Origin of the sequence: Oceanospirillum sp. (assembly GCF_048265165.1) — a bacterium.
Classification (GTDB): Bacteria; Pseudomonadota; Gammaproteobacteria; order Pseudomonadales; family Halomonadaceae; genus Oceanospirillum.
Window position 1 is genome coordinate 62,637 of sequence record NZ_JBLXCD010000009.1, and the last position, 13,399, is coordinate 76,035.

14 protein-coding genes are annotated in these 13,399 nt (G+C 50.0%); 3 read left to right on the forward strand and 11 right to left on the reverse strand.

Annotation, left to right across the window (positions count from 1 at the left end; all coding sequences use genetic code 11):
- Nucleotides 1–239 precede the first annotated feature (239 nt).
- The gene (locus ACN0R8_RS14785) at nucleotides 240–929 is read left to right on the forward strand and encodes a 2OG-Fe(II) oxygenase (RefSeq protein WP_417598777.1); all 690 of its coding nucleotides are present in this window, start codon (nucleotides 240–242) and stop codon (nucleotides 927–929) included.
- 98 nt (nucleotides 930–1,027) lie between these two features.
- On the opposite strand, the gene ACN0R8_RS14790 is transcribed toward ACN0R8_RS14785, so the two are convergent.
- The 4 genes from ACN0R8_RS14790 to ACN0R8_RS14805 form a co-directional block, all read right to left on the reverse strand.
- Nucleotides 1,028–1,438 carry a group II truncated hemoglobin gene (locus ACN0R8_RS14790; RefSeq protein ID WP_417598779.1) on the reverse strand — a complete coding sequence of 137 codons (411 nt, stop codon included), beginning with the start codon at nucleotides 1,436–1,438 and terminating at the stop codon, nucleotides 1,028–1,030.
- Nucleotides 1,439–1,557: 119 nt separating this feature from the next.
- A complete protein-coding gene (locus ACN0R8_RS14795; RefSeq protein ID WP_417598781.1) occupies nucleotides 1,558–1,851 on the reverse strand; it encodes a GIY-YIG nuclease family protein in 294 nt (97 codons plus the stop codon).
- Entirely contained in the window at nucleotides 1,844–2,206 is a 363-nt protein-coding gene (locus tag ACN0R8_RS14800; RefSeq protein ID WP_417598783.1) for a translation initiation factor Sui1, read from the reverse strand. The genes ACN0R8_RS14795 and ACN0R8_RS14800 overlap by 8 nt, the downstream gene beginning before the upstream one ends.
- A gap of 61 nt (nucleotides 2,207–2,267) precedes the next feature.
- Nucleotides 2,268–3,128: a LysR family transcriptional regulator gene (locus ACN0R8_RS14805; RefSeq protein WP_417598785.1), complete on the reverse strand. Its 861-nt coding sequence runs from the start codon at nucleotides 3,126–3,128 to the stop codon at nucleotides 2,268–2,270.
- 255 nt (nucleotides 3,129–3,383) lie between these two features.
- On the opposite strand from ACN0R8_RS14805, the gene ACN0R8_RS14810 reads away from it, so the two are divergent.
- Complete coding sequence (locus ACN0R8_RS14810; protein WP_417598787.1) at nucleotides 3,384–4,037, forward strand: glutathione S-transferase family protein; 654 nt, start codon at nucleotides 3,384–3,386, stop codon at nucleotides 4,035–4,037.
- A 71-nt stretch (nucleotides 4,038–4,108) separates the two neighbouring features.
- On the opposite strand, the gene ACN0R8_RS14815 is transcribed toward ACN0R8_RS14810, so the two are convergent.
- The 5 genes from ACN0R8_RS14815 to ACN0R8_RS14835 form a co-directional block, all read right to left on the reverse strand.
- Nucleotides 4,109–4,252, reverse strand: coding sequence for a hypothetical protein (locus tag ACN0R8_RS14815; RefSeq protein ID WP_160055267.1), 144 nt, complete (start codon nucleotides 4,250–4,252; stop codon nucleotides 4,109–4,111).
- Nucleotides 4,253–4,385: 133 nt separating this feature from the next.
- Nucleotides 4,386–5,450, reverse strand: a complete 1,065-nt coding sequence (fba, locus tag ACN0R8_RS14820; RefSeq protein ID WP_417598790.1) for a class II fructose-bisphosphate aldolase — start codon at nucleotides 5,448–5,450, stop codon at nucleotides 4,386–4,388.
- Between the two features lie 212 nt (nucleotides 5,451–5,662).
- Nucleotides 5,663–6,871, reverse strand: coding sequence for a phosphoglycerate kinase (locus ACN0R8_RS14825; protein ID WP_417598791.1), 1,209 nt, complete (start codon nucleotides 6,869–6,871; stop codon nucleotides 5,663–5,665).
- A gap of 145 nt (nucleotides 6,872–7,016) precedes the next feature.
- Nucleotides 7,017–8,036, reverse strand: a complete 1,020-nt coding sequence (locus ACN0R8_RS14830; protein WP_417598793.1) for a type I glyceraldehyde-3-phosphate dehydrogenase — start codon at nucleotides 8,034–8,036, stop codon at nucleotides 7,017–7,019.
- Nucleotides 8,037–8,261: 225 nt separating this feature from the next.
- Nucleotides 8,262–8,972 carry a hypothetical protein gene (locus ACN0R8_RS14835; protein WP_417598795.1) on the reverse strand — a complete coding sequence of 237 codons (711 nt, stop codon included), beginning with the start codon at nucleotides 8,970–8,972 and terminating at the stop codon, nucleotides 8,262–8,264.
- 264 nt (nucleotides 8,973–9,236) lie between these two features.
- On the opposite strand from ACN0R8_RS14835, the gene ACN0R8_RS14840 reads away from it, so the two are divergent.
- The gene (locus tag ACN0R8_RS14840) at nucleotides 9,237–9,539 is read left to right on the forward strand and encodes a nucleotidyltransferase domain-containing protein (protein WP_417598797.1); all 303 of its coding nucleotides are present in this window, start codon (nucleotides 9,237–9,239) and stop codon (nucleotides 9,537–9,539) included.
- Between the two features lie 377 nt (nucleotides 9,540–9,916).
- On the opposite strand, the gene tkt is transcribed toward ACN0R8_RS14840, so the two are convergent.
- Together tkt and ACN0R8_RS14850 are read right to left on the reverse strand one after the other, a co-directional pair.
- The gene (tkt, locus tag ACN0R8_RS14845; protein ID WP_417598799.1) at nucleotides 9,917–11,923 is read right to left on the reverse strand and encodes a transketolase; all 2,007 of its coding nucleotides are present in this window, start codon (nucleotides 11,921–11,923) and stop codon (nucleotides 9,917–9,919) included.
- A 260-nt stretch (nucleotides 11,924–12,183) separates the two neighbouring features.
- Entirely contained in the window at nucleotides 12,184–13,023 is an 840-nt protein-coding gene (locus tag ACN0R8_RS14850) for an FkbM family methyltransferase (RefSeq protein WP_417598801.1), read from the reverse strand.
- Nucleotides 13,024–13,399 lie beyond the last annotated feature (376 nt).

Sequence of the window (13,399 nt, forward strand, 5' to 3'; positions counted from 1 at the left end):
ACAATCTTTTATCCAGTGCGTCGACGGCTTTTTCAAGCCCAAAACCGGAGATTAGCCCGTCTATCACAGCATAATAAGCGCATTTTAAGGACGAAGTAAGAAGCGCATACTACGTGTTCAAAATAATCTCAAAACGCCCTGATAAAGCCTACTTCCCAGTCTTAAAAATATAGGGTATAAGCCTTTACTCCGGTCTGTCAGGAAACACCTTGCAACCGCCCTTATGCCTGAGGTCTGCCATGAACCCTATTCTCAATACTGTATTACAGCCTGACAGCTGCTCTGCCAGCCTCGTAAGTCAGGAAGATATCGATCAGATTTGTACAGACCTGTATCAGAGTGGCTGGACCGTGGTTGAGAATTTTCTCAGTGCAGCTTTTGTTGACCTCATGCGGCAGGATCTTACGACACTGGACCAGCAGGAAAAGTTTCACAAGGCGGGTATCGGCCGTGAACTGGACTTTGTCCGCCGGGAGGATATCCGGTCAGATCGCATCTGCTGGCTGGATAATATCAACGAGACTCAGAATCTCTTTATGCAGATGTTGGATCAGCTAATGACTGCTGTTAATCGGCGGTTGTTTCTGGGGATGAATCACTATGAAGCCATGTATGCTATCTACGAGCCAGGGCAGTTCTACAAAAAACATGTGGACAGCTTTAAGGGCCAGCGTAACCGCATTATGACGCTGGTATTCTATCTGAACCCCGACTGGACTCAGGAAAAGGGAGGAGAGTTGCTACTTTACCCCGAGGTCAGTGAAAGTGGCGTGGAAAACAACGAACCTATTATAACCCTACCTCCCAAAGCAGGAACTGTGGCGGCGTTTCTAAGTGAAGACTTTCCCCATGAAGTGCTGACAACTCACGATATCCGTTACAGCATCGCAGTCTGGTTCCGTATTCGTGAGGGTGAGATTCCGCTGTAACACCGGGCTGTAGGTCACCCTTCAGGGCGTCAGCGGCGCTGCCAAAGACAGATGCCGACGGGCTGAAGCCCGACCCACAAAGACCTAAAGAGACAAGGTTAACGGTTCCGGCAGCGATTAGCAGGAAACATCAGCGCTTCCAGCAGGTAGTCTTTAAAATCCTGCGGGTAGTCTTTATCTTTCAGCGCTTCCGCCATGCAACCCAACCAGGCATCCCGCTCCTCTATGCCGATATCCAGATGGGCGTGGGCCTTTGGAATTGCGATGGAGCCGTATTTTTCCCGATACAGTTTAGGGCCTCCCAGCCAACCACAAAGAAAGCGGTAAAGCTTATCGCTGGAGACCGCCAGATCTTCCTCGTGCATACTGAGAATATGTTTTGCTTCAGGCATTGTTTGCATCGCCTGATAAAAATCATCTGCCAATTGTTTCAGTCCGGCTTCACCTCCGGCGGTCAGAAATGATTTATCCCCTTCGCCATAGGCGCGATTATCTTCCGGTGTACTCATGGTGCGATACTCATAATTGATAAATGCAGCCCCGATAAAAAAGTTATCACTTTTTAATTAGAGTCTTCTTATGTAAGGTCAGGACATTATAAGCAGAGCCCTCTCTGGTCGATACTATTTTACGCCCCCTGCGCTATTTTGCCGCTGTCAGTATCAAAGGGAATATGCCCCTGCCCGATCCAGTAAAGCTTACGATTCCGTGGTAACTGCTTAAAAGCATATTCAGCTTTCAAAGCCAGACTGCGGCTACCCAGTTTCTGCTGATGGCGCAGCCGATAGGTTTTTCGGCCACGCATAAAACGCGCGCCTTTACCGGACTCATGTTCGGCAACACGACGAGAAACATCTGTGGTGATGCCGGTATAAAGGCGCTCACCATCGGTTTCTATAACATAGAGAAACCAATCAGCCACCGGCCTTTTTCACCTTAAAGCCTTTATCCGTTAACAGCGTCAGCAGCAGATCCCGCTGGTCACCTTGGATCTCAATCACATGATCTTTTACCGCGCCACCCACACCGCAGCGGGTTTTCAGCTCTTTCGCCAGCTTTTTCAGCTCCGCAGGCGTCACGGGTACACCTTCAATCAGAGTTACACCCTTACCTTTACGGCCTTTGGTTTCCCGCTTCAGGCGGACAATACCATCACCTTCCGGCACCCTGTCATCCGCCTGCTTGCAGATACAGGCATCCACCGGCTGCTCACAATCCGGGCAGAGACGACCGGTTTCCGTTGAATAGACAAGACTTCGTAACTTATCAAATGACATTATTTTATCCACAGGCTGAAAGAATCACAGGGCATAAGTGTACTGAGGCATGGCTGCAAGCTCAATCCGGGCCGCTTAGCCCGGCAGCAAACCCCTGACTGATTTTTTGCACCAGCGCGGTCGGCATCTTTGGGTGTGCGTTGGCGGACATCACCAGTGCCACAGAAACCGAGGTCAGCTCTGGCAACAAGGTTCCCGCTTCAATCAGAGTGAGATCCTCCGGAACACTGGAGCGAATCATGGCGCTGATCATGCCGTTTTGACGCACCATCTCAGAGAGAAACAGGGTACTGTTCGCCACCGCTAAGACCTGATAATCACGCCCCAACTTATCCAGCCCATCAAGGGCCGTGCTGTGAAATTTGCAGTCCGGTTCCGCCAGTGCCAACGGCAGGCAGTCATAATCATGCGGAGACTTTCCTGCTGGCAGCACCCAAACCCCCTGATCCTGGTACAACAGATAACCTTCATCGGACTCGGCGTGTCGGGTCATCACTGACAGATCCAGTTCTCCCGCATCTAACTGAGGGCGCAGGCGGCTGCTGGAACCGCCAAATACCTGCACCTCAAGACCCGGCAGATGCCGATGAACCAGGTCGATCAGTTTTGGCATCACCGTGACCAGATAATCGTCCGGGCAACCAATTCTCAGAGGGCGACGTTCCGGCTCCCGCTGTAATTTCTGCAGCGCTTCATCATGCAGGTTCAAAATCCGGCGGGCATAGCTGACCAGCGCTTTACCATCCGCCGTTAATTCAAGGGCTCTGCCTTCACGGTCAAACAAAGTTTTACCCAGGCTCTGCTCCAGACGCTTCATCTGCTGGCTCACCGCCGCCTGAGTACGGAATATCTGACGGGCCGCCCGGGTAAAACTGCCGGTATCCACCACAGCAATAAAACTTCGAAGCAGTTCGGTATCCATATCGTGTGCGCCTGTTCTGAACCATCGGGATGATAAAAAAATCCGGCCTGAAGCCATCGAGCTTAAAACCAAAAATAAAGCTGGCACAGCCAGCAGGATAAGAAAGCCTTATAGCTGAGTTAAATTTTATTCGTTTGTCGGCCAACGAAGGGCACGGCAAACTCAGCGACGAGACTTAAACATACTGTCTCACAGCTCATTGAGCCACAACCACTGACCATAATGCACTTATCCAACACTGAAACGGAGGTTCTCATGACTCAGCCTGTACTGGTGATCGGCAACAAAAACTACTCATCCTGGTCTCTGCGCCCCTGGCTGCTACTGAAACAGTTCGGTATCGGGTTTGATGAGATCCGCATTCCACTCTTTACCGAGCAGATGCCACAACTGATGGCAGAACACACTCCCTGCAACAAGGTACCTGTGATCAAAGACGGCGATGTTGCCGTGTGGGATTCTCTGGCGGTGTGTGAATATATCAACCTACGCTTTCTGGACGGGAAAGGCTGGCCAGAGGATCTGCGACTGATCTCCCTGGGTCGCTCAGCCGTGGCAGAAATGCACTTAGGCTTCCCGGATCTGCGCCATGAACTGCCGATGAATGTGCGCCGCAGTTACACCGGCTTTAAAGCCAGCGAAAAAGCACAGAAGGATATCGACCGTATTATCGCCCTCTGGCGGCAGCTGCTGGAACGTTCCGGAGGGCCTTGGTTACTGGGTGAGTTCTCCATCGCGGATGCTTTTTATGCACCGGTTGCCAGCCGCTTTAACACCTACGGCATTGAGCTACCGGAAGCTTTGCAGCGCTATGCAAAACAGATTCTGGAACTTGAGGCTTATCAGGAATGGCTGGCAGACGCCAAAGCAGAGCAGGAAGTGATTACCGAGGAAGAAGTGGAGCTTTGACGGCCTGTCTTTGATGGGCCACCTCAAATCATAAGCTTTTAAGCTCTAACACATCCATGAAGAAAAGCGGCTCAGCGTAGCCGCTTTTTGCGTTCCCGTTTGCGCTTCTGACCGGCTTTATGCCACTGCTGCATCTTCTGCAGATAAAAAGGCAGCACCATCAGCGCCAGCACCACGGCAATGCCATTGATATGGTTGTGGATAAATTCTTCCATCAGCTTTTGACCCTCAGTTTCAGGCGTCTCCTGTTTCTTAAGACAAATTCTGCCGGGATAAAAAAACCCGTACCAGCAAAACCGGTACGGGTTCGGAACCATAACGCTTAAGGCTTATAACACCCGAGGGGGGTTATTTTACCTTAGGGTCCAGCTCACCGGTCAGGTAACGCTGGTACATGATTTCCAGAGAGTCCGCGTTGATCTTGCTGGCGTTGCCCGCAGTGCCAAAGGCTTCGTAACGATCCACACACACCTGAACCATGGCATCCATAGAGGCTTTGAAGTACTTACGCGGATCAAACTCAGACGGGTTTTCTGCCAGGAAGCGACGGATCGCACCGGTAGAGGCCAAACGCAGGTCAGTATCGATGTTGACTTTACGCACACCGTGCTTGATGCCTTCAACGATCTCTTCAACCGGAACACCGTAAGTTTCAGGGATGTCACCGCCGAATTCGTTGATCACTGCCAGCCACTCCTGAGGTACAGAAGAGGAACCGTGCATCACCAGATGCGTATCCGGGATACGGGCATGGATCTCTTTGATGCGGTCGATACGCAGTACATCGCCGGTAGGCTTCTTGGTGAATTTGTAAGCACCGTGAGAAGTACCAATGGCGATAGCCAGTGCATCCACACCGGTTTTCTTAACGAAGTCAGCCGCTTCTTCAGGGTCTGTCAGCATCTGGTCCATATCCAGAGTACCTTCTGCACCAACGCCATCTTCTTCACCCGCCTGACCAGTTTCCAGAGAACCCAGGCAGCCCAGCTCGCCTTCCACAGAAACACCACAGGCGTGAGCCATCTCTACCGTGCGACGGGTAACATCAACGTTGTACTCATAAGATGCCGGCGTTTTACCGTCATCCATCAGGGAACCATCCATCATCACAGAGCTGAAGCCCAACTGGATAGAGCGCTGACAAACGTCAGGGCTGGTGCCGTGATCCTGGTGCATACAAACAGGAATATGTGGAAACTCTTCAACCGCCGCCAGAATCAGGTGACGCAGGAAAGGAGCACCCGCGTACTTACGTGCGCCAGCAGAAGCCTGAACAATAACCGGAGAGTCAGTTTTATCCGCAGCGATCATAATCGCACGCATCTGTTCCAGGTTGTTGACGTTAAAGGCTGGTACGCCGTAACCGTGTTCGGCAGCGTGATCCAGCATCTGGCGCATACTAATTAAAGCCATGATTGTTTCCTTTTAAAATCGTCAAAGAATCAATAAAGAATAGCAAAGCGATACCCGAAAAATGCGCTCAATTCAGCACATCGCAGTTCCGGCGCATGAATGGCGCTAGTGTATCGCGAAAAAGCCGGTCTGGCTCGGTTCTCATCCTGAAAAAATCTCAGAACGATCAAAACCCAGCCACCGGCTTCTGTGTTACTTATCAGGGATGCGGATTAATCGCAGCAGCCATTACCGCAGCAGGTATCCACATCACCGGCTTGCAGCTTGGCAGCCAGTTCCAATGCCGCAACCGCTGGCAGTGTTTTACCTTCCACGTACTCCAGGAAAGCACCGCCGCCGGTGGAGATATAAGAAACTTTATCTTCAATATCATACTTATCGATGGCTGCCAGCGTGTCACCACCGCCTGCGATGGAGAAGCCTTCACTTTCCGCAATCGCCAGAGACAACGCTTTGGTGCCGTTACCGAACTGATCAATTTCGAATACGCCTACAGGGCCGTTCCAAAGAATGGTCTTGGCATCTTTCAGCTGAGCCGCCAGCATAGAGGCTGTTTCAGGACCGATATCCAGAATCATCTCATCATCGGCTACTTCGTTCACTTTCTTAACAACGGCTTCGGCTGACTCGCTGAACTCTTTGGCGACAATCACATCAACCGGAACAGGAATAGAGGCTTTTGCCATCAGGCCCTTCGCTACCGGAATCAGATCCGCTTCATACAGCGACTTGCCCACGTTATAGCCAGCAGCAGCAATAAAGGTGTTGGCGATACCGCCACCTACAATCAGCTGATCGCACTTACCGGACAAAGCATTCAGCACTTCCAGCTTAGAGGATACTTTTGAACCACCAACAATGGCGGCCATTGGCTTAGCAGGGCTCGCCAGAGCTTGCTCCAGTGCATCCAGTTCAGCTGCCAGCAGCGGCCCCGCGCAGGCAATCGGCGCAAAGCGAGCAACACCATGGGTCGATGCCTGAGCCCGATGTGCCGTTCCAAAGGCGTCCATCACAAAGATATCGCACAGGGCACCATAAGCCCGGGCCAGATCATCTTCATCTTTCTTTTCGCCCTTGTTAAAGCGAACATTTTCCAGAATAACCAGCTCACCCTCAGCGACATCCACACCATTCAGGTAATCTTTTTCCAGACGTACATCACGGCCCAGCGCTTCAGACAGATACTCCGCAACCGGAGCCATGGAGAACTCATCGGCGTACACACCTTCAGTCGGACGCCCCAGATGAGACATAACCAGTACTTTAGCACCCGCTCTCAGCGCCCGCTCAATGGTTGGCAGTGACGCACGAATACGGGCGTCGGAAGCAACTTTGCCATCTTTAACCGGCACGTTCAGATCTTCACGGATCAGTACGCGTTTTCCGGTCAGTTTCAGATCGGTCATTTTTAATACGGTCATGAGTTTGTCCTGCCGTTCAGTGTCATTTCAGAAATCGTAGTCTTTGCATGCCACCGGCACTTTTTAGTGTGCCCATGGTTTTCCGGTGTTTTCACCGGGAATCTTCTTGCCTGCACCTTAAAAGCTACCGGCTTTATAAAGTACTTCAGCTACTCTTCAGCCAGCTCAGAGCCGTATCCAACATCCTGTTGGCGTAGCCCCATTCGTTATCAAACCAGCACAGAATTTTTACCATACGCTTGCCGGAAACCCGGGTTTGAGTACCATCGACAATGCCGGAGCGCGGATCGTGGTTGAAGTCTACCGAGGCGTGAGGCTCTTCGGTATAACCCAATAGCCCAAACAGCTGCTTTTGGGCCGCATCTGACAGCACCCGATTGACGGTTTCAGCATCCGTGTCGGTCTGTACGCAAAGCGTTAAATCCATGGCAGAGACATTCATGGTCGGCACCCGCAGGTGCAAAGATTCAAACTTACCGGACAGATGAGGCAGCAGACGGTCAATCCCCTTGGGCAACCCGGTATCAACGGGCACAATGGAACTCATTGCCCCACGGGTCAGCCTCAGATCGGTCTGGTGATACGCATCGATAACCGGCTGATCATTCATCGCCGAGTGAATCGTTGTTGTGACCCCATGGGCGATACCAAAGGCATCATCGATCAGTTTCAGTATCGGAATCACGCAATTGGTAGTGCAGGAGGCACTGGAAACAATAGTCTGTTGCTGGTTCAGCTCATTCTGATTCAAACCGTACACAATCGTTGCATCCACATCCGATTCTGCGGGCTGGGAGAAGAGCAGTTTCTTAGCGCCGCTATCCAGATGGCGCTGGGCGCTGGCTCTGTCTTTAAAAGAGCCGGAGCATTCCAGCAGCAGATCCACATCCAGCTCCCCCCAGGGCAGCTGTTCCGGCTTTGCCTGACTTAAGACCTGAACGGAGTGATTGTTAATCAAAAGCCCCCGCGCATCGGAACCCACCGGCACAGGAAACCGACCATGGGTCGAGTCATAACGGGTCAGATAAGTAATCGTCTCAAGGTCAGACAACTCATTCAGCGCCACCACCTCAACATCGGCGCAATCCTGACGCTCATAACAGGCACGCAGTACACACTGCCCGATACGTCCGTAACCGTTAATGGCTAATCTGAACTTAGACAAAGCCCCACCTGCTTGAATTCAGTATGAAAAATATCAGCAACCCGCCGGAATACCGTAAAAATGACCGCGAACCGCTGAAAAAAGGTGCCGTATTTTCCCGCATATAGCGCTGCAGCGCAAACTTAGCGGGAGGAAAATGGGGCTATAAAAAAGCTTAACCGAACAGACAGGCGAAGCAAGCCAAGCCGGAACCTAACAATATAGTGCCCCTGCCTAATAGCCTTGTTAGCTAGCTTTTCCTATTAGCTTGAGCGTAAAGCTTGGATCACAGGCCAGTAAAGGCTCTTCCAACATGACGTTACAGTCCGTGAATTTCGAACGGGCCCATCTCAATATATCGGATTTTCTGAAACAGGAACGATAGCCCTTATAACTAAAACTGTGATCATTCAGGGAGTACGATACTTTGATTTTTAACTTAGAGAGAGAAGGTTCTGTTTCATTTACTTCTTCGAGGCCAAGATAGCTCCATTCCCCAAACTCACCTCCAGACTTAAAAGTAAGGTGCTCTCCTATTTCCACGAGATCTCTGTCGAAGAAATCGATCAAGACTAACTCTCGGGGAAATGACAGCAATGAAGTCGCTAGACGCTCAAAATACTCAGAAGAATCCCAATAAGCAGAAACCCTGCATGCGATGACAATGCGGGTAACCGGAAGTGTGGCTATAAGCTGCGTAATATCACCAACCTGAAATCCATTTATATGTCGATAGCACCTTTTGGCATTATCAGTAATAGATGATGAGTGATCGACAAATGTCACAGGCATATCACGCGCCAAATAGGATGCGCTTTCCGGGAAGCCAGAAAAAACGATAGGCATGCGTGTATCGCCAAGTTCGTTCTTGATGCGTTTTGCAATTTGAAAGGGATCATGAAATGTACGGTAAATTCTCTCCCAATCGATATCACCTGAGTATAGATCCTTGTTCATATTTACCTTAAAAAGTTAACGAGACTATAGAGAACTTCTGCCTCAAAAATTGATCGTTTTTTGTACTAAAAATAATGGTAATACCTTTGAAATGAATATGTTTGATTTTCGAAGAGATGGTGTTGAATATATCTGATTAGACTGCCGGATGGTGCGCTTATCCAACCTACCTGAGAGGGGTGTTCTTCACCCTTGTTGCTGATTGCCGTACAGGGGATAATCCATGGGTATTCGGGGTTTGGTCATCAACAGCAGGACAGCACTATGCGACTTAGCGAGACTCAGGTCTACAGCATCACGCACATACTACGCCAGTACTTTGGCGAGGATAGTGAAATACGGCTTTTTGGCTCCCGGTTGGACGATAGCGCTCGGGGTGGTGATATTGACCTCTATATTGAGCCGGAGCTGACCGACGGTAACGAGCTGGCAAAAGCGCTGATTCTGTCAAAAGTGGCGTTGGTCAAAGCCTTGGGTGATCAGAAAATAGACCTGGTGATTAACCGCAAAGGCAGCTCAAGCCTGCCGGTTTATCAGCATGCCCGCGAGACCGGGGTTGTTTTGTAAGAACTATCAACTTAAAACCCAAAAGGGAACTGCCTGTGAAACCCATTAACTACCGGGGGATTGAAGAGGTCTGCAGAGCAGTGGCTGGTTTTCAGGGAAATACGTAATCAGTTCGCGCACGATTATCCGACCGACCCTAATATGCAATCTGGTTTGCTGAATCAGGCCTTTGATATGACAGAAATATTGCTGAAAACTCTGGATCAGATAACGGATTTTGCAGCGCCCTACCTGCCAAAATAACCGCAGTCGGATGGCGCGTCCACGGCGCTTATCCAATCTTAAATGGCTATATACCATTCGGCAGAAACCAAAAAAGGCAGCCATATCGGGCTGCCTTTTTTGCGCTTTAAAGCGGAGGACTTATCTTATAAAAATTAGTCGTCCAGCTCTTCCAGCAGTTCGTCAACGGTGCCAACGATGTTGTCGGTGGTGAAGCCGAACTCTTCAAACAGTTGGTTAGCCGGTGCAGATTCACCGAAGGTTTCCATACCGATGATGGCACCTTCAAGACCCACATATTTGTACCAGAAGTCTTTGTGAGCGGCTTCAATAGCAACGCGGGTAATCACGTCAGCAGGCAGTACTGATTCGCGGTAAGCGGCATCCTGCGCGTCAAACAGGTCCGTGGATGGCATAGATACCACGCGGATCTTCTTACCTTTAGCCGTCAGCTCTTCCGCAGCGGCTACGGCCAGTGCCACTTCTGAACCGGTGGCGATTAGAATGGCATCAGCAGTACCGTCGCAATCTTTCAGTACGTAGGCACCACGGGCGATGTTCGCCAGCTGCTCTTCGTTACGGGGCTGGTGAGCCAGATTCTGACGGGACAGAATCAGCGACGTGGGGCCATTGTCGCGCTCTAATGCAGATTTCCAGGCAACAGCGGTTTCCACGGCATCGCAAGGACGCCATACGCTCATATTTGGCGTGCCACGCAGGCTTGGTACCTGCTCAACCGGCTGGTGCGTTGGGCCATCTTCACCCAGACCGATAGAATCGTGGGTGAATACGTAGATAGCACGTTGCTTCATCAGCGCTGCCATACGTACGGCGTTACGGGCGTATTCCATAAAGATCAGGAAGGTTGCGCCGTAAGGAACAAAACCGCCGTGCAGGGCGACACCATTCATAATGGCGGCCATACCAAACTCACGTACACCGTAGTGCATGTAGTTGCCGGATGCGTCATCAGCGGTAATCGCTTTTGCGCCGTTCCAGAAAGTCAGGTTAGAGGGTGCCAGATCCGCTGAACCACCAAGAAGTTCTGGCAGCTCTGGGCCAAAGACATTCAGACTGTTCAGAGATGCTTTACGGGTGGCAACAGTTTCGCCTTTATCTTGGCATTCTTTGATATAAGCATCGGCTTTATCAGCGAAGTCAGCAGGCAGATCACCAGACATACGACGTTTCAGTTCAGCCGCCAGTTCAGGATAAGCCGCTTCGTAAGCCGCAAACTGCTCATTCCATGCGTTTTCTGCTGCTGCGCCTTTTTCCTGTGCGTTCCAAGCGCCAGCAATATTTGCTGGAATTTCAAATGGTGCATGGGGCCAGTTCAGACGCTCACGGGTCAGTGCGATCTCGTCATCACCCAGAGGTGCGCCGTGGCAATCTTCTTTGCCTTCTTTGTTTGGCGAGCCAAATCCGATGATGGTTTTACAGATAATCAGGCTTGGCTTGTCAGATTCTGCTTTAGCGGCTTCTGTAGCAGCTTTGATCTCGTCAGGGTTGTGGCCGTCAACTTTAATCACGTGCCAGCCGTAAGCGTCAAAACGCTGGGCGGTGTTGTCGGTAAACCAGCCTTCAACTTCACCATCAATAGAGATGCCGTTGTCATCGTAGAAAGCGATCAGTTTACCCAGACCCAGAGTACCGGCCAGAGAACATACCTCGTGAGAGATACCTTCCATCATGCAGCCATCACCCAGGAAGGTGTAGGTATTGTGATCAACGACCTTATGGCCTTCACGGTTAAACTGACCCGCTAAAGCTTTTTCAGCAATCGCCATACCCACAGCATTAGCCAAGCCCTGACCCAGAGGGCCAGTGGTGGTTTCAATACCCGGTGCGTAGCCGTGCTCAGGGTGACCGGCTGTTTTAGCGTGTAATTGACGGAAGTTTTTCAGATCATCAATGGATAGATCGTAGCCGCTTAGGTGCAACAAAGAGTAAAGCAGCATGGAACCGTGACCATTAGACAGTACGAAACGGTCGCGGTTAACCCAGTTAGGATTACTTGGGTTGTGCTGTAGGAAGTCGTTCCATAGTACTTCAGCAATATCAGCCATCCCCATCGGGGCGCCGGGGTGACCGGACTTGGCTTTCTGGACGGCGTCCATGCTTAGGGCACGGATGGCATTAGCTAAATCAGAACGGGAAGGCATGCTTTCCAGACTCCAGGGTGTGTGGCTTGGCCACAAATATAGGTTTCATGACTTGCAACATTTATACGGCCATCTGGCTAAGTCTTTGATGCTGTTCAGATAATAAACAGCCTCAGAAAAGAGACTCACCCGGATAGCGACACAATCGAAGCAAACCACCGGAAAATAGGCGCGTATTGTCGCTGATCTGGCGTCAGGCTTCAAACCCAAAGGGCTATTTACCTGTCTAAAGATCCCCGCTCGATAGAATTAGATGGGGATTAATCAGACTTCTTGCGCCAAAGAATATTCTCAAGCATTGGTCTTGTATAACCAGCACTTACCAATGCTTGCTGAGCTTTTTGGGAGATATCAGATACAGCCATCCCTTTCATACTTAAGGTAAGTGAGGTTAAATCTATGGCATCTGCAATGGCGCACTGTCGCAGGAACTCCTCTATATAAATGGTATCCAGTTCACCGTTACCATTTATAGTTGAGGGGTAAAATTCCAATTCAAGTAAGAATCTGGCGAAGTCTGCAGTTGAGCTTCCAGCTTCAAGGAGAGACAAAGGAGAAAATTCAGTCAGAATTTTTATATCCGAAGAACGTTTAATAACACTGCTTAAGCCCCTCAAAGCGTAGAATTCATAGCCTTCTATATCAATTTTAATAACATCGACCACACCCTCGCAAAGAGAGTCGCCACAAACCACTTCCACGTTCTCAGCTTCGTCTGAACAACATACCGAATCATACAAGCGGTGCATGCCTCGATTGACATCACATTTGAACAGAGAGCCAAAACCAGGGTTATCCGACAGTGCCAAACGAAAACATTCGACAACACACCTATTGGGGTGCTTTTCCATATTGGCGGTCAGCAAGTCAAAGTTATATCTATCGGGCTCGAAAGCTAATACCCGACCAGCCGGGCCCACAAGATTGGCAAATAAAGAAGTGTAATAGCCTATATTGGCACCAATATCTAAGCAGGTATCCCCTTTTTGAACCAATTCCGTTAACACCGAAGTCTCATTAGGTTCAAAAACCGGATTGGTGAGCAAGCCTAGGCTATCAATATCATCAGTTTGAAAATTATGCCCATGTACGTTAATCATCTTAGTAACCCTTAATTCCCCAAAAGTGCAGATTATCTATCTCTCAGCTCTAACAAATCTGATGAGAAACCTTGCTTGCAGGTTTACTCAACAGCTCTATGGAAAGATTATAAAATCACTATGCACAACTATGCTCAAATCGCTACAATGACATGATGACATAAAGCGCGTCCAACGGAGTAGTTCCATCCAACACTTTTGTCTGTCTTTGCGATGTTCTGAGCAGGCTGAGGTGAGCTTCCTAGGTCAAACGCTACTACAGGCAGAACCGGCCAAAAGTCGAGTCTGCTAAATCAACCGACAGCTAAACGTCGTTAGCTGTTACAGGAGGTCGGGCCGTTTTCTTTTGAAGACTTTTCAAACAAAACAGTCTTGG

Bases quoted from the DNA above. Each gene is read 5' to 3' on its own strand.
- ACN0R8_RS14810 (WP_417598787.1), top strand. From the start codon at position 3,384: ATGACTCAGCCTGTACTGGTGATCGGCAACAAAAACTACTCATCCTGG.
- fba (WP_417598790.1), bottom strand. From the start codon at position 5,450: ATGGCTTTAATTAGTATGCGCCAGATGCTGGATCACGCTGCCGAACAC.
- ACN0R8_RS14815 (WP_160055267.1), bottom strand. From the start codon at position 4,252: ATGGAAGAATTTATCCACAACCATATCAATGGCATTGCCGTGGTGCTG.
- ACN0R8_RS14805 (WP_417598785.1), bottom strand. From the start codon at position 3,128: ATGGATACCGAACTGCTTCGAAGTTTTATTGCTGTGGTGGATACCGGC.
- ACN0R8_RS14800 (WP_417598783.1), bottom strand. From the start codon at position 2,206: ATGTCATTTGATAAGTTACGAAGTCTTGTCTATTCAACGGAAACCGGT.
- tkt (WP_417598799.1), bottom strand. From the start codon at position 11,923: ATGCCTTCCCGTTCTGATTTAGCTAATGCCATCCGTGCCCTAAGCATG.
- ACN0R8_RS14840 (WP_417598797.1), top strand. From the start codon at position 9,237: ATGCGACTTAGCGAGACTCAGGTCTACAGCATCACGCACATACTACGC.
- ACN0R8_RS14825 (WP_417598791.1), bottom strand. From the start codon at position 6,871: ATGACCGTATTAAAAATGACCGATCTGAAACTGACCGGAAAACGCGTA.
- ACN0R8_RS14835 (WP_417598795.1), bottom strand. From the start codon at position 8,972: ATGAACAAGGATCTATACTCAGGTGATATCGATTGGGAGAGAATTTAC.
- ACN0R8_RS14790 (WP_417598779.1), bottom strand. From the start codon at position 1,438: ATGAGTACACCGGAAGATAATCGCGCCTATGGCGAAGGGGATAAATCA.
- ACN0R8_RS14785 (WP_417598777.1), top strand. From the start codon at position 240: ATGAACCCTATTCTCAATACTGTATTACAGCCTGACAGCTGCTCTGCC.
- ACN0R8_RS14850 (WP_417598801.1), bottom strand. From the start codon at position 13,023: ATGATTAACGTACATGGGCATAATTTTCAAACTGATGATATTGATAGC.